Genomic DNA, 16,326 nt, shown 5'->3' on the forward strand with positions numbered 1-16,326 from the left:
CAAAGAGCTGTTCCATTTATCATAGGGAATCGTTGTTTTTTTGTAAATAGGCTCATTTTTTTCTTTTTTCAGAAAATAGCTTGCAAATGATGAAAACGCCTTTATAATAAAATTATAAATAATGAAACAATGTTCCACGATACGGAACAAAATAAAAGGAGTGTTGGATATATGAAAACGATCTATGCTCATCATCCGGATGATGTAAAAAACTACACGACTGACAAGCTTCGTGAACAGTTTTTAATGGAAAAGGTGTTTATCGAAGACAGCATTCAGCTAACGTACAGCCACGTCGACCGGATTATTTATGGCGGTGCCATGCCAGTTGAGAAAGCGCTAACAATGGAGGTGGGAAAGGAATTAGCCGCAGAATATTTTCTTGAGCGCCGCGAAATGGGCGTCATCAACGTCGGCGGTGACGGTAAAGTCACACTGGATGGCAAAGAATATGAGATCAATAGCCGTGACGGCCTTTATATCGGCAAAGGAACGAAGGATATCGTGTTCGAATCAAAAGATGCAGGGAACCCGGCTAAGTTTTATATCAATTCATGTCCAGCACATCACTCCTATCCAACGGTTAAAGTTGGTCTTGCCAATGCCATTGCGCGTCCAATGGGGGCAGACGAATCAATGAATAAGCGGACGATTTACCAGTTTATCCATCCAGATGTATTAGAGTCGTGCCAGCTGAGCATGGGGATGACCATGCTTGAAAAAGGAAGCGGCTGGAACACGATGCCGTGCCATACACATGAGCGCCGTATGGAAGTTTATTTTTACTTTGATATGGAAGAGGACACACGCGTGTTTCATATGATGGGGCAGCCGCAGGAAACACGTCATATTGTCATGGCGAATGAGCAGGCGGTACTGTCGCCAAGCTGGTCGATTCATGCGGGTGCCGGCACGAACAACTATACGTTTATTTGGGGCATGTGCGGCGAGAACATTGATTTTGATGATATGCAATTTGTCGATATGAAAGACTTGCGCTAAGGAGGCGGACCAGGATGGCTTTTCAACAGGAGTTTTTTTCACTAAAAGGAAAAACAGCGCTCGTCACAGGAGCAAGAACAGGAATTGGGCAGGCGATTTCCGTTGGTCTTGCCGCATCTGGGGCACATGTTTTATTGCTCGGGCACCGCGATAATTTAGAAGAAACCAAAGCGCAGATTGCCGAAGCGGGTGGAACCTGTGAAACGGTATTGATTGATTTAAGCCAGACCAGCAGCATTCGGGAGCAGATTAAGCCGGTGCTTGAAAAGCATCAAATTGACATTTTAGTCAACAATGCCGGCGTCATTTACCGTGAGCCGGCAGCCGAATTTGATGAATTAGAATGGAACCGTGTCATGGATGTAAATATAAATGCCGTGTTTATTTTATCGCAGGAAGCAGGGCGGTCCATGATTGAGCGGGGCTCCGGAAAAATCATTAATATTGCTTCGCTTCTTTCTTTCCAGGGCGGCGTTTTCGTTCCTGCTTACACGGCAAGCAAGCACGCGGTAGCCGGTTTAACGAAAGCGCTTGCGAATGAATGGGCCGCTAAAGGCGTCCAGGTGAACGCCATTGCACCTGGCTACATTGAAACGAACAATACAGAAGCACTTCGTAACGATCCGGATCGGAGCAAATCTATTTTGGACCGGATCCCTGCTGGAAGATGGGGAGAGGCGGATGATATTGCCGGTGCAGCTGTTTTTCTTGCTTCCAGAGCAGCGGACTACGTGAACGGTCACGTACTCGTTGTCGATGGCGGCTGGATGGGAAGATAAGGAGGCGAAAGAGATGGATGTGATAACAATCGGCGATGGCATGATTACCTTTGACCCCGCTTCGAAAGGGCCGCTTCGCTTCGTCAATCAATTCCAGCGGAAAATTGGCGGGGCTGAATTAAACGTAATGCTGGGCTGTGCCCGCCTCGGTCTTCGCTCGGGCTGGATCAGCCGTCTTGGCAAGGATGAATTTGGCCGGCATATTATAAACACCGTCCGCGGAGAAGGAGTGGATGTTTCCGAGGTCAAGCTGGAGGAAGGATACGCGACGTCGCTGAATTTCAAAGAAGTACAGGAATCCGGTGCGGGACGAACCTTTTATTACCGCCTGCCTTCACCAACTGAAACATTGACACCGGAGGCACTGCCGGAGGAATACATCAAAGGAGCCAAAATTCTTCATGTTACCGGCGTATTTCCGGCGATTCAGCCGCAAAACCGCCAGGTGATTCTGCGGGCGCTTCAAATTGCAAAAGAAAATAGTGTGAAAGTGTCCTTTGATCCAAATATCCGGCTTCGTCTTTGGTCAAAGACAGAAGCGCGTGAAGCGATTTTATCCTATTTGCCATATGTCGATTATTTATTAACGGGCCGTGAAGAGCTGGAAATCATCTTTGATTCAGCAGATGACAGCTTTCTGCGCCGCGCACTCGGCGGATTTTCTTTTGAGCAGGTAATTATGAAAGACGGCGACAAAGGCTCAGCTGTTCTTCAAAATGGCTCGTGGCAGCATGTGGCTGGTTTTCCGGTTGTGAAGGTAGTAGACACAGTTGGAGCCGGAGATGGATTTGATGCCGGTTTTCTATACGGATTGCTGCAGGGCTGGCCGGTGGAGCGGTCACTTGAATTTGCGAATGCCATTGGCGCGATGGTTGTACAGGTGAGCGGCGATAACGAAGGCCTTCCGTACTTGGAAGAGGTGGAAGGGTTTTTAGGCCAGCGGGAAACGATAGAAAGGTAGGGAAACAGCATGGTAATTGAACAGTTAATCGAGGCGCCTCTTGTGCCCATTTTACGGAAAGTGCCGTATGACAAAAGCGCGGCTATTGTAAAAGCGCTTGTTGACGGCGGTGTAACCTCCATTGAAGTAACCATGGAAAGTGACCGGGCCGAGGAGATCATAGCAGAAGCCATTCAGACGCACGGCAATCGTGTGCTGGTGGGTGCCGGAACGGTGCTGAATATTGAGGACTGCCGCCGGGCTATTGAAGCCGGTGCCCAATTTATTGTAACGCCGGCATTGGATGAAGAAGTGACGGCATATGCAGTCGAGCAAAACGTTCCGATCATTCCGGGTGTATTTACGCCGGCAGAGATGATGAGGGCAATGAAGCTGGGGGCAGAAGCCATTAAGCTGTTTCCGGCATCCGTGCTTGGTCCCGCTTTTATTAAAGATGTAAAAGGGCCGCTCAGCCATATTCCTATTATGACAACCGGAGGCATTACGCTCGAAACAGCCGCTGACTACATTAAAGCAGGAGCCGCGGCAGTCGGGACGGGCAGCGCTTTGTTGAAAAAAGACTTGATTGCTTCTAATGACTGGGAAGGGTTAAAGAAAGAAACCGAAAAGTGGATTCAAGCTGTAACGATCCATAAAGTAGCAGGTTAAAACACCGTATAGCCGAAATACAAGGAAAACAGGCCGGAATTTTCCGCCTATGGCCGGATTCTTTATCGTCCCGGCCGTAGGCTCACTGATTCCGGCTCCCTTGTGTTTATTTCGGCCTGCAGAAAAACAGGAGGGGAGCAAATATGAAACTAGGCATTCGTGGACATGATCTGGAAAAAATGCCGGCAGAAGAGTTGGCCCGGACCATTTCTGATAAAGGATTCGATGCGGTGCAGCTGGCGGTCGGAAAATCATTTGATTTTTATACGGGGCCCGGCAGCTTAACGAAAGAGATTTCCCGGGAAATTGGCGAGACGTTCCGCCGGCATGATGTGCAAATTGCGGTGCTCGGCTGCTATATTCAAATGATTCATCCGGACACCGCTGTCCGCCGGCGTGAGCTGGATCGTTTCAAAGAGCATCTGGCTGCTGCAAATGATTTTGGCTGTCTGCTGGTCGGGACAGAGACTGGAAATGTTCATGCAGAAATCGCGTACACAACGGACAATTTCAAGGAAGAGCCGTTTCTAGCCGTTGTAGAAAGCATGAAAGAACTGGCTGCTGAAGCAGAAGCGCAGAATGCGGTCATTGGAGTAGAGGCCGGTGTGAACCATCCGATCTACTCACCGGAAACGATGAAGCGGCTGCTTGACCTTATTCAGTCCGATCATGTGCGTGTTATTTTCGATCCAGTTAATTTACTGACGGCCGAAACGTGGGAGAATCAAGCAGCTATATTCCAAGAGGCGTTTCATCTGTTTGGTGATAAAATTGCCGTGCTGCATGCCAAAGACGTTGAGCTGAAAAACGGTTCGCTTCAAGCAGTGCCGGTAGGGAAAGGCTTAATTGATTACGAAACTGTTTTTCGGCTGATCAGAGAAACAGGCCGATCGATCCCGGTTTTACTGGAAGATGTGCGTGACCCGTTTATTGAAGAGAGCCGCCAGTTTCTTGCTGCTCAACATCACTGATTTTTAAACAAACTCCCCGGAAAAGTAATATCGAAATTTTTCCTGATTTCGATAAACTGGATAAAAAGGGGATGGTATAATGGTACAAATAATGACGAATGGTGTGTACCGGTTTTGTGAATGGGTGACCCGTCTTGCTTATTTAAACGTTTTATGGATAGCGTTTTCACTGGCGGGTCTGCTCGTTCTTGGCTTTTTTCCTGCGACGGCTGCCCTGTTCGCAGTCACACGCAAATGGGCCATGGGGGAAACGGATATACCTGTTTTCCGGACATTTTGGTGTACGTATAAGGAATTGTTTTGGCGGTCCAACCGGCTTGGTCTTACGCTGACGCTGCCTGCTGTTTTATTTGGTGCGAACTTTATGATCTTTGAGCAGTATGGAGCGCCGCTTCCGTTTATGCCGTTTCTGTTAACAAGCTTTTTCTTATTGTACAGTGTGGTTGCATTATTTGTTTTTCCGGTGTATGTTCACTATAACGTTCCGCTCAAACAAACGGTCAAGTATTCACTTTTGATCGGGCTGCTGCGCCCTGTTCATACCGCGCTGATGATTGCGAGTCTGATCGGAATGGCATATGTTATGATGCAGCATATTACGTTTGTGTTATTCTTTAGTGGAAGCGCTTTCGGATTTGTGCTTATGTGGTTTGCGATGAAGGCATTTCACAAGGTAGCGGAAAAGCAGAAAGAAGCCTCTCTGCAGCAAACGTAAAAAATGCGCTGGAGGAGGATGCGTGTGATTGAAGGCATTATGGAAATATCTTGTTATCACATTTGAAAATTTAAAAATTAAGTATAAGTTTATTGTGTTTGTTTCTGCCATTATGTGTGTGTTTTTACTTTTTACCATTGCCGGCCTGCAGTATGCCTTTACAACGTATGATCAGCAAATTTATCGAAAATCCTCTCAGGTACTCAGCATGTCATCTGACAGTGTAGAAAATGAGCTGCAGCGTATTCAGGATATTTCATTTGAAATTGTCACCGACCCTTTTCTTATTCAGCAGACAGTCCATACAAAGAAAGCGGCAAACCGATATGAGCAGTATGGCATTCAAACAGCCATCAGCAACCGGTTAAGCGACTACATCAGCTCTGAAAAATATATTCATTCCATTTACTTGATTGATACAAATGGCAAAATGTATTCAGCGGGCAATTCGCTCGCCCCGGCAGCGGAAGAAGAAAAAGCGATGCTGATTAAACGGGCAGAGCAGGCGCACGGATCAAATGTATGGGTAACGGCAGACGGCATGAACCGGTTTTTAACCGCTGCCCGTCAGATCCGTTCCTACGAGAATTTAAGTATGGAGAATCTGGGCACGATTGTTATTCGTGTGGATTTAGCCAAAATCGTCGCGTCACTGCCTGAAGAATGGGAAGACACACAGGGCAACACGATGATTTCAAATGGGGATCACGTGTTTTTTTCGGAGGAAGATATACGTCCGTTTCGCTCTTTTAATTTTTCCGAACAGACAGCGCAAGGGTACACGATCAAGGAAATCAACGGCAGCCGGTATTTTGTCACCTACGTAAAAACATCGTTTGCAGACTGGACGTATTGGCACTTTATTCCATTTGATGCGGTATTTTCAAACATCACTAAAGTGAAGTATTCGATTATTGCCGCTTTTGTTATTTTACTGCTTATTGTCATTATGACGGTGGTTCATTTCACACGAAAAATTACTACGCCGATTGAAGAACTGGTCCAAACGATGCACCACATACAGAAAGGGGATTTTGCAATCGCGGAAACGATGCCGCCGCCTCCTCGTCATCAAGATGAGATTGGGATGCTCCACCGCGATTTTACATTTATGGTTCAGCGCATTAATGAACTTATCAAAGAAAACTATGAAAAACAGCTGCTCTTAAAAGAAACGGAATTTAAAGCGCTGCAAGCACAGATGAATCCGCACTTTTTGTATAACACGCTTGAATCCGTCAACTGGCTGGCGAAGGTAAACAAGCAGACGCAGATTTCTAAAATGGTAGAGTCCCTTGCTTATTTGCTGCGGAACTCCGTTAACCTAAAAGAAGATATTGTTACGATTGAGCAGGAAGTCGATTTAGTCAGCCATTATGTGACCATTCAAAAATATCGCTTTGAAGACCGGCTTGATTTTCACCTTGAAGTGGAGCCAGAAGTACTGAAATGCCGTATTCCAAAGCTGACCATTCAGCCGCTGATTGAAAACGCGATTCATTATGCGCTTGAGAAAACGATTGATCCGTGTACAATCACGATCAGGGCGCACAAAAAGCGTGATGCTGTTTTTGTGATAGTCGAAGATAACGGACCTGGCATGGATGCACAGTTTCTGGAAAAGCTGTACAAAGGAGAAGTCAAAACACGTGGGACAGGCATTGGCCTGAAAAATATTGATGAACGGACGAAGCTGTTTTTTGGGGAGAAATATGGAATTACCATTCACAGTGCATCTGGAAGAGGAACGGCTGTGACGGTTTTTTTACCTTTTGAAACGGGGGATGAAAATCATGTACAAAGTGTTGCTGGCGGACGATGAACGCATCATTTTGGAAGGGATTTCAAACGTGATTGACTGGCAGTCGCTTGATACGGAACTGGTTGCAACCGCACGAAATGGAATTGAAGCCTACGAAAAAATTGCCGAACATCACCCGCACATTGTGATCAGCGATATTAAAATGCCGGGTATGGATGGCCTTGAGCTTGCCGGCAAAGTGCGGGCTGATTTTCCTGATATTCAATTTATTGTTTTGTCTGGCTTCAGTGAGTTTGAATATGCCCGGTGCGCCATGCAGCACGGGGTAAAAAACTATTTGCTCAAGCCGTGCAATGAAGCTGATATTATTGAAACGGTCACAGACGCGGTGAAACACATTAAGCAGAAGGAACAGCAGCGGCAGCAGTTTGAAGAAATACATGCGAAGCAGCCGGCAGCCGAAATACGGCAGCCGTGCCGGGAGTATTCGCCGGTGATTAACGAAGTAGTCGACATTATTTACAATCATTTCAGCGACAAGCATTTGTCCTTAAAATGGGTAGCCGGTCAAATGCTTTACATGAATGCTGACTATCTCGGGAAGCTGTTTAAGCAGGAAACAAATGAGCGATTTTCCGTTTACTTAACGAAAGTCCGTATTGAGGAAGCGATCAAGCAAATTGGACAGACAGAGGATGTGCGAGTCGCCGACTTGGCGGAACGGACCGGCTTTGGGGACAATCCCCAGTATTTCAGCCAGGTATTTAAAAAGTACACAGGTGTTACGCCGACGGAATACCGTAAAGCCATATGAACAGATGGGTCCTGACCGAAGTCGGGGTCTTTTTTTTTTGACTTTTCATCGATCACTGTTTTTTAAACATTGTTGTCGGGTTTTTCCATTTAAATAATTCAGAAAATCCATAAAATAAGGATTGTAAGCACTTTCAAAAAAAGAAACGAAAGCGGGGGACTGGGATGAAGAAAGTCGTATTGTCGCTAAGCAGCCTTATGCTGGCTGCCGGACTTGCCGGGTGTGGCAATGACAGCAGCAGCGGGACGAGCGGTGAAACAAAAGAAGGCAGTTCAAATGAAGAGATTACACTTCGTGTTGCATGGTGGGGCGGCCAGCCGCGTCATGATTATACAATGAAAGTTATCGAAATGTATGAAAAAGAACATCCAAACGTAAACATCGAAGCGGAGTTTGCGAACTGGGATGATTACTGGAAAAAACTAGCGCCAATGGCAGCAGCCAATCAGCTTCCTGACATTATTCAAATGGATACAGCTTACTTGTCACAATACGGTGAAAAAGGCCAACTAGAAGATTTAACACCATATACAAAGGATGGCACGATCAACGTTGAAAATATTGATGAAACAACTCTAAAAGGCGGCAATATTGGAGACAAAATGTATGGATTTAATATGGGTTCAAATGTACTGTCAGTCATTACAAACGATGACATGCTGAAGCAGGCAGGCGTTGAATTAAACAGTGAAAATTGGACATGGGATGATTTCGAAAAAGCTGCCATTGACGTACAAAAAGCAACCGGCAAATACGGCACAAACCCGATGAATCCACCGGATGTCTTTTTCCCGTACTACCTGCGCACACAGGGCGAACGCTTTTATAAAGAAGATGGTACAGGCCTTGCCTACAAGGATGACCAGCTGTTCGTCGATTTCTTTGAACGCCAGGTTCGTTTAATTAAGGCGGAAGCGTTCCCAACGCCAGATGTGTCTGCCCAGGTTAAAGGACTTGAAGATGACTTTATCGTAAAAGGCAACGCAGCCATGACATGGAACTACTCCAACCAATATCTTGGTTTCGCGCAGCTGACAGATGCACCGTTAACACTTAACCTGCCGCCGGAGCAAGCTGAAAACAAAGCACTTTTCCTTCGTCCAAGTATGTTCTTCTCCGTGCCGAAAAGCTCCCAGCACAAAGAAGAAGCAGCGAAATTCATCGATTTCTTTACAAATGACGTAGAAGCCAACAAATTGATCAAAGGCGACCGCGGTGTACCGGTTTCATCCGAAATCATCGATGCCCTAAAGCCTGAACTGACAGAAGATGAATTGAAAATTTTTGAATATGTTGAAAGCGCCTCTGAAACAGCCAGCCCTGCTGACCCGCCAGATCCGCTTGGCAGCGCTGAAGTAATGAAAGCCTTGAAAGACATTTCCGACCAAATCCTGTTTGAGAAAATCTCACCTGAAGAAGGGGCGAAGAAATTCCGTAAGCAGGCAGATGAAATTTTAAGCAGAAACGCCTAATGACAGAGCAGGAGTATGGCAGAAAGATCGTACTCCTGCTTTTCTAAAATAAGAAAGGACGTGACCCCAAATGAAACTACGCCCGGCAGGAGAAAATCTCGCAGGCTATGCTTTTATCTCTCCATTCATTATTGGATTTCTTGCCTTCACCATTATCCCGATGATTGTTTCACTTTACTTGTCTTTTACAAGCTATGACTTGTTTTCCGCCCCGCAGTGGGTTGGGCTTGCCAACTACGTTGAAATGTTTACCGGAGATGAAAAGTACTGGACAACAATTAAAGTTACCTTTACCTACGTGCTGGCCGGTGTGCCGCTTCGCTTAACCTTTGCTCTGATTGTTGCAATGCTGTTAAACCGTGCTTCCCGTATGGTAGGTGTATACCGGACACTGTTTTACCTGCCGTCCATCATTGGCGGAAGTGTTGCGGTAGCAATTATGTGGCGCAACATTTTCGGGAATGAAGGGACCATTAACCAGATTCTGTTCTTTATGGGAATTGACCAAAAAATCTACTGGTATCAGGAGCCAACATCGGCGCTTTGGACATTGATTCTGCTGTCTGTGTGGCAGTTCGGCTCTTCCATGCTTATTTTCCTGGCCGGCTTAAAAAATATTTCGCCGGAATATTACGAAGCAGCGAGTGTAGATGGGGCTAACCCGTTCCAGAAGTTTTTCAAAATTACGCTGCCGCTTCTCAGCCCTATTATTTTCTTTAACCTGGTGATGCAGACGATTTCCGCATTTATGACGTTTACGCCGGCTTACATCATTTCAAAAGGAGAAGGCGGGCCGCTTGATGGAACACTTCTTTACTCGCTTTATTTATTCCAGAAAGCATTCAACTTCTTCCAGATGGGCTATGCATCCGCAATGGCATGGGTGATGCTCTTGATCGTTGGTCTTTTAACACTGATTTTATTTAAAACATCCAAGTATTGGGTGCATTACGAATCGAAGGAGGGATAAGGAATGAAAGCACTACAAGAAACACCGCAGGCAGAACCGCGCCAGCTGCGTATCGATAAACCGAAATTCAACTGGAAAAAGTGGCTTTATCATCTTGTGACCGGCGCTTTTGCCCTGCTGATGCTTTACCCGATTCTCTGGCTGCTGATGAGCTCGTTTAAAGAAAGTTCGCAAGTGTTTGTTACGGCGCACTCCCTGATTCCGGATCCATTCATTATCAGCAACTATGCGCAGGGATGGGAAGGCATCGCCGGCCAGTCGTTTGGCACCTTTATTAAAAACTCGCTTATCATCGTCGGCTTTTCCACAATCGGTGCCGTTATTTCTTCGTCCTTAATCGCGTACGGATTTGCCCGCATTTCATTTAAAGGAAAAGCATTCTGGTTCGCCTGCATGATGGTATCGATGATGCTTCCACACGAAGTCGTTATGATTCCACAGTACATCATTTTCGCGAAAATCGGCTGGCTGAACTCGTTTTTGCCGATTATTGTCCCGCAGTTTTTCGGCCATGCGTTTTTCATTTTCCTGATGGTGCAATTTATCCGCAACATTCCAATTGAGCTTGACGAAGCAGCGCGAATTGATGGATGCGGCCGTTTCGGCATTTTCTACAAAGTGATTTTGCCGCTGATCGTGCCGGCTATGGCAACAGCCGCGATCTTCTCGTTTTACTGGAAGTGGGAGGACTTAATCAACCCGGTACTGTACTTAAACAGCCCCGAAAAATATCCGGTTTCACTGGCATTGAAGCTGTTCCTTGATTCTGAGACGGCTTCTAACTGGGGAGCGATGTTCGCCATGTCGGTTGTTTCACTTCTGCCGGTTGTCTTAATTTTCTTCTTATTCCAGAGATATATCGTAGAAGGAATCAGCACAAGCGGACTGAAATAAGAAACGAAAAGGAGCGGCTCTATGGGAAAGAAACTGTGTTTGTTTATTGCCGGTGATTCTACTGCAGCGGACTGTCCCCCTCATGAAACTCCCATGATGGGGTGGGGGCAGGCGGCCGCTGAGTGTTTCACCGATAAAGTGGAAGTCATAAACGCTGCTAAAGGCGGGCGAAGCTCAAACAGCTTCATTGAGGAAGGACTGCTGGATGGCATATGGGACAGCATTTCGCCGGGTGATTACTTGTTTATTCAGTTCGGCCACAACGACCAAAAAGATTTTGGCACAAAGCCGTGGACCACATATCCTCAGTATTTAAGCCAGTACATTGATGGAGCCAGGGAACGGAGAGCCCTGCCTGTTCTCCTCACTTCGGTTCAGCGCCGTACATTTGGAGAAGATGGCACCATCCAAAACTCGCTTGGTGACTATCCGGCTTCTATGAGAGAGCTGGCAGATAAAAAAGATGTGCCGCTTATTGATATGTGGGCGAAAACAAAACAGCTTTACGAGTCATACGGGCCGGAGCGTTCCGCAGAATTATTTACCTGGTTCGCCCCTGGAGAAAACAACAACTACCCCGAAGGCATCCAGGATAATACCCACTTTTGTGAAACCGGCGCCCGCAAAGTCGCCGCGCTCGTTGCAGAGGGCATTCAGGAATTAAATCTGCCGCTCAAGGCGTATATAAAGGAGGCCATTCGCAATGGCTGACAAGCTTTACCACGGCGCCTGTTTTTACCCGGAGCTGTGGGATGACCAAACAATCGCCAAAGACATTGAACGAATGAAAGAAACCGGTATTAACGTTGTGCGTATTGGGGAGTTCGCCTGGTCGAAAATGGAGCCGGAAGAAGGAAAGATTGATGTAGGCTTTTTTACAAATATCATTAATCGCCTGTACGAAAACGGCATCGATACGGTTCTTTGTACACCGACCCCAACGCCGCCGATCTGGTTTTCACACGGCCACCCGGAAAGAATGCATGTGGATCAGGCCGGCCGCACGATGACTCATGGGTCGAGACAGCACGCCTGCACGAACAACGCGCACTTCCGCAAGAAAGCGGCCATCATTACAGAAGCACTTGCTAAAGAAGCTGGCCGGTTGCCGGGTGTAATTGCCTGGCAGCTTGATAATGAATTTAAGTGCCACATCGCCGAGTGTATGTGTGCTTCTTGTAAAAGTCAGTGGCACCAATGGCTTGAAGCACGATACGGCACAATTGAGCAGCTGAATGAGGATTGGGGCACTCACATTTGGAGTGAATATTACCAGTCATTCGAGCAAGTTCCCCAGCCGGCTGCTACCCCGTTTCTTCACCATTCATCGCTGCAGACGATGTACCGGCTGTTTGAATCAGAAAAAATTGCCGGGTTTGCGGATGAACAGGCGTCTATTATACGCCGGTATTCCAAAGCACCCATTACCCATAACAGCACACTCTTTTTTTCGGTTGATAATGAACGTCTGTTTAAATATCTTGATTTTGCTTCCTTTGATACGTATGCCCCGCAGGAAAAAATGGGGTCTTACTTGTTAAACTGCGACGTATGGAGAGGGTTAAAGAAGAACACACCTTTTTGGGTAATGGAAACAAGTACTTCCTATGCTGCATCACTTGAAAGCTATGCAAATCCGCACCAAAACGGTTATTTAAGATCAGAGGCCGTTGCCGCTTACGCGCTCGGCGGCCAAGGCTTTTGCTACTGGCTCTGGCGTCAGCAGCGCACCGGATCTGAACTGCCGCACAGCGCTGTGATCAGTGCGTGGGGCGAGCCGTCTGTCGGATATGAAAATGTGCTGCAGGTTGAAGAAGCACGCAAAAAAATAGAGTCGGCCATGCTTGCGACCAAACCGGTTCAAGCGGATATTGCGATAACGTATTCGGATCGGGCGCGTATGTTTCATTTGACGGAACCGCACAACGGCATTCATTACAAAAATCTCATGACCGACTTATACAACATCATTTTACAGGAAGGGTTTCACCGCGATGTGCTGCCTGAAGGAGGCGATCTTACAGGGTATAAACTGCTGTTTACACCGCTGCTTCCATACGTATCTGATGAGTATTTAGAAAAAGCGAAGGATTTTGTGGAAGCGGGCGGCATTTGGATTGCCGGGCCAATGACAGGCGGCCGGACAAAGAATCACACCATTCATACAGACCGGGCATTGGGCCGGCTGGAGGAATGGGCAGGCGTCAGAACCCTTTTTACCTTCCCGATGGATGAGCAAACCTCGTCTGGAGAAGCATTTGGGCTGGAAGCGCCGCTTGGACTATGGAGTGCTGTATTTGAGCCGGCTGGTGCCCGTGTGGTTGGGACCGTTACAAAAGGGGTGACGCCGAACAAAGCGTTTTTAACCGAGCATCATGTTGGCAAAGGAAAAATCGTGATGCTTGGCTCTATGCCGTCTGGAGCGGCAGGAAAGAAATTGATCGCAGAAATCTTTCAGCATTATGCAAAAGAAGCCGGCGCAGCAGTACAAACAGATGTGACGCCGGGCACGATTGTCGTGCCGCGCGAAACGGAGGATGGGCGTGCAATGTGGGTGATGGTCAATATGGATGGTCACGGCGGCACGGTAACTGTGCCATCAGGCGGGCAGGACAAGTTGAAGGCGGAGCCGGTAGAAGCAGGAAAACTTACAATACAGCCATACGAATATAGAATTATCGAATTTAGAAAAGAAGGTGCTTCTTTATGAATCGGAAAGTGGAAAATGTGAAAATTGCCTACATTGGCGGCGGATCTCAAGGCTGGGCCAAACGGCTGATGAATGACCTTGCGCTTGAGCCAAGAATCAGCGGGACCGTTTCGCTTTATGATATTTATCCGGAAGCCGCCCGGCAAAATGCTGTCATTGGCAACCGTGTATCTGCGCGTGAGGAAGCAGTCGGCAAATGGATATACGAAGCAACCGGAGACATAAAGGAAGCCCTGGCGGATGCCGATTTTGTAATTATTTCTATCCTGCCGGGATCGTTCGATGAAATGGCATCTGACGTCCATACGCCGGAGAAATACGGGATTTATCAAGCTGTCGGCGATACAGTTGGACCGGGCGGTATCATTCGCAGCCTGCGGACCATTCCGATTTACAAAGAAATTGCGGAGAATATTAAAGCGTACGCACCGGATGCGTGGGTCATTAACTATACAAACCCGATGACTCTTTGCACGCGCACGCTGTATGAAGTGTTTCCAGAAGTAAAGGCGTTCGGCTGCTGCCATGAAGTGTTTGAAGTACAGCACCTTCTGGCCGATATGGTGGAAGAAATGACCGGCACAGCAGTGAAGCAGCGCCAGGATATAAAGGTTAATGTAATCGGCATTAATCATTTTACATGGATTGACCGGGCAAGCTATCAACAGATGGACCTGCTGCCGATGTACAGGGAGTTTGTCGAGAAGTATGCCGAATCAGGCTACGAGAAAAATCCGGGAGATTGGGAGAAAAGCGTTTTTTCCTCCGCGAACCGGGTGAAGTTTGACCTGTTTCGCCGGTATGGCCTCATCGCCGCAGCAGGCGACCGCCATTTAGCAGAATTTATGCCGCCGGTTTATCTTGAGAGCCCGGAAACGATAGCGGAATGGAAGTTTCACTTAACACCGGTTGATTTCCGGAAAAAAGACCAAAAAAGCAAAATAGAGCAAAATCAAAAAGTGGCCGCCGGCGAAGCGGATTTTGAACTCGCATCGTCTGGAGAAGAAGGAGTAGCTATCATTGCTGCCCTTCTTGGGCTCGAGGAGCTTGTGACAAACGTCAATATGCCGAACCGGGGCCAGATTGCCAATCTGCCGCACGGAGCTGTTGTAGAAACAAACGCCGTTTTACGCCGTGACAGCGTGCAGCCGGTTTTAGCCGGAAGCCTGCCGGCTGATTTGCTTGGCATTATTGGACGGCATGCCGCTAATCAAGAAGCGGTACTGCAGGCAGCGTTAACCGAAAACAGAGAGCTTGCGCTGAACGCGTTTATCAACGACCCGCTTGTAGCGCCGCTTGGATTTGGGCAGGCGGAAGCACTGTTTGATGAAATGATTCAAAACACAAAATCACATGTTGGAGGAGGTTTTGTTCGTGATCGCAACACGTATGCATCGTCATGATATTGAAGAAACCATTGATTTGCTGATTGATAATCTTGTGAACTTAAACGACCCGGACGGAACGTATGCGATTCCGCTTGCGGATGGACGGAAGATCGACAATAAAAGCTTTAATTACTGGGAATGGACAGCGGGCGTTGGCTTGTACGGCATGATGAAATATTACAAGCTGACGAAAAAGCAGGCCGTTCTCGATATTATTGTGAAATGGTTTGAAGACCAGTTTAAAGAACAGCCTGTTGAGAAAAACGTTAATACGATGGTGCAAATGTTAACGATGGCTTATTTATACGAAGAGACAGGAAACCCAACGTATTTGCCATACCTGGAGTCATGGGGAGACTGGCTGTATCACGATATGCCGCGTACGAAAGACGGCGGCATCCAGCACGTTGTGTTCGGCTCAGAGAACCATCAGCAGCTTTGGGATGATACGCTGATGATGAGCGTGTTGCCGCTGGCGAAAATCGGGCTGCTTTTAGGCAAGCCGGAATATGTAGAAGAAGCCAAAAAACAATTCCTTGTACACATTAAGTATTTATTTGATAAAAAAACCGGCCTTTGGTTCCACGGCTGGACATTTGAGGGCAATCATAACTTTGCGGAAGCATTGTGGGGACGCGGAAATTCCTGGATTACAATTGCAATTCCGGAATTTCTGGATCTGGTGGAACTGCCGGCAGGCGACCCGGTCCGCCAGGTGCTGATCGACACGTTAGACCGCCAGCTTGAAGCGCTGCAGGCGTGCCAGAATGAAAATGGGCTTTGGCATACGCTGCTTTTAGACCCGTCTTCTTACGTGGAAGCCTCCTGTACGGCAGGCTTTGGCTTTGGTACATTAAAAGCTGTGCGCAAGCGCTACGTTGGAAAAAAGTACAAAGAAATGGGCTTGAAAGCAGTAGAAGCAGTAATCGAAAACATTGATGAAACAGGCGAACTAAAGCATGTATCCGCCGGGACGGCCATGGGAGAAACACTTGAGTTTTATAAGCAGATTCCCGTCACAGCCATGCCGTACGGCCAGTCGATGGCGATCTTATGCTTAGTTGAATATTTATATGTAAAATTGTAAAAGAGGCGCTCTACGCGCCTCTTTTTTATTGGCTGGGCCGGAATTGTTAAATTCGGGCCGGATTCTAAAGCTGTTCGGCCGGATTTTCTTCCATTCCGACCCGGCAGCGGGAAAAACCAGCTCTATTTTTCTTTTTCCGGCCGAAAGAAGAAG

Annotated in this window: 15 protein-coding genes; all 15 read left to right on the forward strand. The window is 47.2% G+C overall.

Translation table 11 applies throughout. The features are described 5' to 3' along the window. The first annotated feature begins 171 nt into the window (after positions 1-171). Positions 172-1,002: a 5-dehydro-4-deoxy-D-glucuronate isomerase gene (gene kduI / locus L2D08_RS04705; protein WP_242232573.1), complete on the forward strand. Its 831-nt coding sequence runs from the start codon at positions 172-174 to the stop codon at positions 1,000-1,002. A gap of 14 nt (positions 1,003-1,016) precedes the next feature. Further along, positions 1,017-1,781 carry a 2-dehydro-3-deoxy-D-gluconate 5-dehydrogenase KduD gene (kduD, locus tag L2D08_RS04710; protein WP_242232574.1) on the forward strand — a complete coding sequence of 255 codons (765 nt, stop codon included), beginning with the start codon at positions 1,017-1,019 and terminating at the stop codon, positions 1,779-1,781. A 13-nt stretch (positions 1,782-1,794) separates the two neighbouring features. Beyond that, complete coding sequence (locus L2D08_RS04715) at positions 1,795-2,742, forward strand: sugar kinase (protein WP_242232575.1); 948 nt, start codon at positions 1,795-1,797, stop codon at positions 2,740-2,742. Positions 2,743-2,751: 9 nt separating this feature from the next. Further along, a complete protein-coding gene (locus tag L2D08_RS04720; RefSeq protein ID WP_242232576.1) occupies positions 2,752-3,390 on the forward strand; it encodes a bifunctional 4-hydroxy-2-oxoglutarate aldolase/2-dehydro-3-deoxy-phosphogluconate aldolase in 639 nt (212 codons plus the stop codon). Between the two features lie 143 nt (positions 3,391-3,533). Beyond that, positions 3,534-4,361: a sugar phosphate isomerase/epimerase family protein gene (locus tag L2D08_RS04725; RefSeq protein ID WP_242232577.1), complete on the forward strand. Its 828-nt coding sequence runs from the start codon at positions 3,534-3,536 to the stop codon at positions 4,359-4,361. A gap of 79 nt (positions 4,362-4,440) precedes the next feature. Then, positions 4,441-5,076 carry a YesL family protein gene (locus L2D08_RS04730; RefSeq protein ID WP_242232578.1) on the forward strand — a complete coding sequence of 212 codons (636 nt, stop codon included), beginning with the start codon at positions 4,441-4,443 and terminating at the stop codon, positions 5,074-5,076. A gap of 28 nt (positions 5,077-5,104) precedes the next feature. Then, entirely contained in the window at positions 5,105-6,898 is a 1,794-nt protein-coding gene (locus tag L2D08_RS04735; RefSeq protein ID WP_242232579.1) for a cache domain-containing sensor histidine kinase, read from the forward strand. Next, positions 6,870-7,652: a response regulator transcription factor gene (locus L2D08_RS04740; protein WP_242232580.1), complete on the forward strand. Its 783-nt coding sequence runs from the start codon at positions 6,870-6,872 to the stop codon at positions 7,650-7,652. The genes L2D08_RS04735 and L2D08_RS04740 overlap by 29 nt, the downstream gene beginning before the upstream one ends. Positions 7,653-7,816: 164 nt before the next feature. Further along, on the forward strand, positions 7,817-9,124 hold the full coding sequence (locus L2D08_RS04745) for an ABC transporter substrate-binding protein (RefSeq protein ID WP_242232581.1): 1,308 nt from the start codon (positions 7,817-7,819) through the stop codon (positions 9,122-9,124). 70 nt (positions 9,125-9,194) lie between these two features. Further along, positions 9,195-10,094, forward strand: coding sequence for a carbohydrate ABC transporter permease (locus tag L2D08_RS04750; protein WP_242232582.1), 900 nt, complete (start codon positions 9,195-9,197; stop codon positions 10,092-10,094). 120 nt (positions 10,095-10,214) lie between these two features. Beyond that, positions 10,215-10,988: a carbohydrate ABC transporter permease gene (locus L2D08_RS04755; protein WP_375164541.1), complete on the forward strand. Its 774-nt coding sequence runs from the start codon at positions 10,215-10,217 to the stop codon at positions 10,986-10,988. Between the two features lie 21 nt (positions 10,989-11,009). Continuing rightward, positions 11,010-11,699, forward strand: coding sequence for a rhamnogalacturonan acetylesterase (locus tag L2D08_RS04760; protein WP_242232584.1), 690 nt, complete (start codon positions 11,010-11,012; stop codon positions 11,697-11,699). After that, positions 11,692-13,698 carry a beta-galactosidase gene (locus L2D08_RS04765; RefSeq protein WP_242232585.1) on the forward strand — a complete coding sequence of 669 codons (2,007 nt, stop codon included), beginning with the start codon at positions 11,692-11,694 and terminating at the stop codon, positions 13,696-13,698. Before L2D08_RS04760 ends, L2D08_RS04765 begins: the two co-directional genes overlap by 8 nt. Next, positions 13,695-15,101, forward strand: coding sequence for a family 4 glycosyl hydrolase (locus tag L2D08_RS04770; RefSeq protein ID WP_242232586.1), 1,407 nt, complete (start codon positions 13,695-13,697; stop codon positions 15,099-15,101). Before L2D08_RS04765 ends, L2D08_RS04770 begins: the two co-directional genes overlap by 4 nt. Further along, on the forward strand, positions 15,073-16,173 hold the full coding sequence (gene bglB / locus L2D08_RS04775) for a beta-galactosidase BglB (protein ID WP_242232587.1): 1,101 nt from the start codon (positions 15,073-15,075) through the stop codon (positions 16,171-16,173). The genes L2D08_RS04770 and bglB overlap by 29 nt, the downstream gene beginning before the upstream one ends. Positions 16,174-16,326: the final 153 nt, after the last annotated feature.

The sequence above is a fragment of the Domibacillus sp. PGB-M46 genome (genome assembly GCF_022668875.1).
Lineage (GTDB): Bacteria > Bacillota > Bacilli > Bacillales > Domibacillaceae > Domibacillus.

What these genes read in the sequence shown, in the direction of transcription:
- kduI (WP_242232573.1), top strand. Translation starts at nt 172, where the DNA reads ATGAAAACGATCTATGCTCATCATCCGGATGATGTAAAAAACTACACG.
- kduD (WP_242232574.1), top strand. Translation starts at nt 1,017, where the DNA reads ATGGCTTTTCAACAGGAGTTTTTTTCACTAAAAGGAAAAACAGCGCTC.
- L2D08_RS04715 (WP_242232575.1), top strand. Translation starts at nt 1,795, where the DNA reads ATGGATGTGATAACAATCGGCGATGGCATGATTACCTTTGACCCCGCT.
- L2D08_RS04720 (WP_242232576.1), top strand. Translation starts at nt 2,752, where the DNA reads ATGGTAATTGAACAGTTAATCGAGGCGCCTCTTGTGCCCATTTTACGG.
- L2D08_RS04725 (WP_242232577.1), top strand. Translation starts at nt 3,534, where the DNA reads ATGAAACTAGGCATTCGTGGACATGATCTGGAAAAAATGCCGGCAGAA.
- L2D08_RS04730 (WP_242232578.1), top strand. Translation starts at nt 4,441, where the DNA reads ATGGTACAAATAATGACGAATGGTGTGTACCGGTTTTGTGAATGGGTG.
- L2D08_RS04740 (WP_242232580.1), top strand. Translation starts at nt 6,870, where the DNA reads ATGTACAAAGTGTTGCTGGCGGACGATGAACGCATCATTTTGGAAGGG.
- L2D08_RS04745 (WP_242232581.1), top strand. Translation starts at nt 7,817, where the DNA reads ATGAAGAAAGTCGTATTGTCGCTAAGCAGCCTTATGCTGGCTGCCGGA.
- L2D08_RS04750 (WP_242232582.1), top strand. Translation starts at nt 9,195, where the DNA reads ATGAAACTACGCCCGGCAGGAGAAAATCTCGCAGGCTATGCTTTTATC.
- L2D08_RS04755 (WP_375164541.1), top strand. Translation starts at nt 10,215, where the DNA reads ATGCTTTACCCGATTCTCTGGCTGCTGATGAGCTCGTTTAAAGAAAGT.
- L2D08_RS04760 (WP_242232584.1), top strand. Translation starts at nt 11,010, where the DNA reads ATGGGAAAGAAACTGTGTTTGTTTATTGCCGGTGATTCTACTGCAGCG.
- L2D08_RS04765 (WP_242232585.1), top strand. Translation starts at nt 11,692, where the DNA reads ATGGCTGACAAGCTTTACCACGGCGCCTGTTTTTACCCGGAGCTGTGG.
- L2D08_RS04770 (WP_242232586.1), top strand. Translation starts at nt 13,695, where the DNA reads ATGAATCGGAAAGTGGAAAATGTGAAAATTGCCTACATTGGCGGCGGA.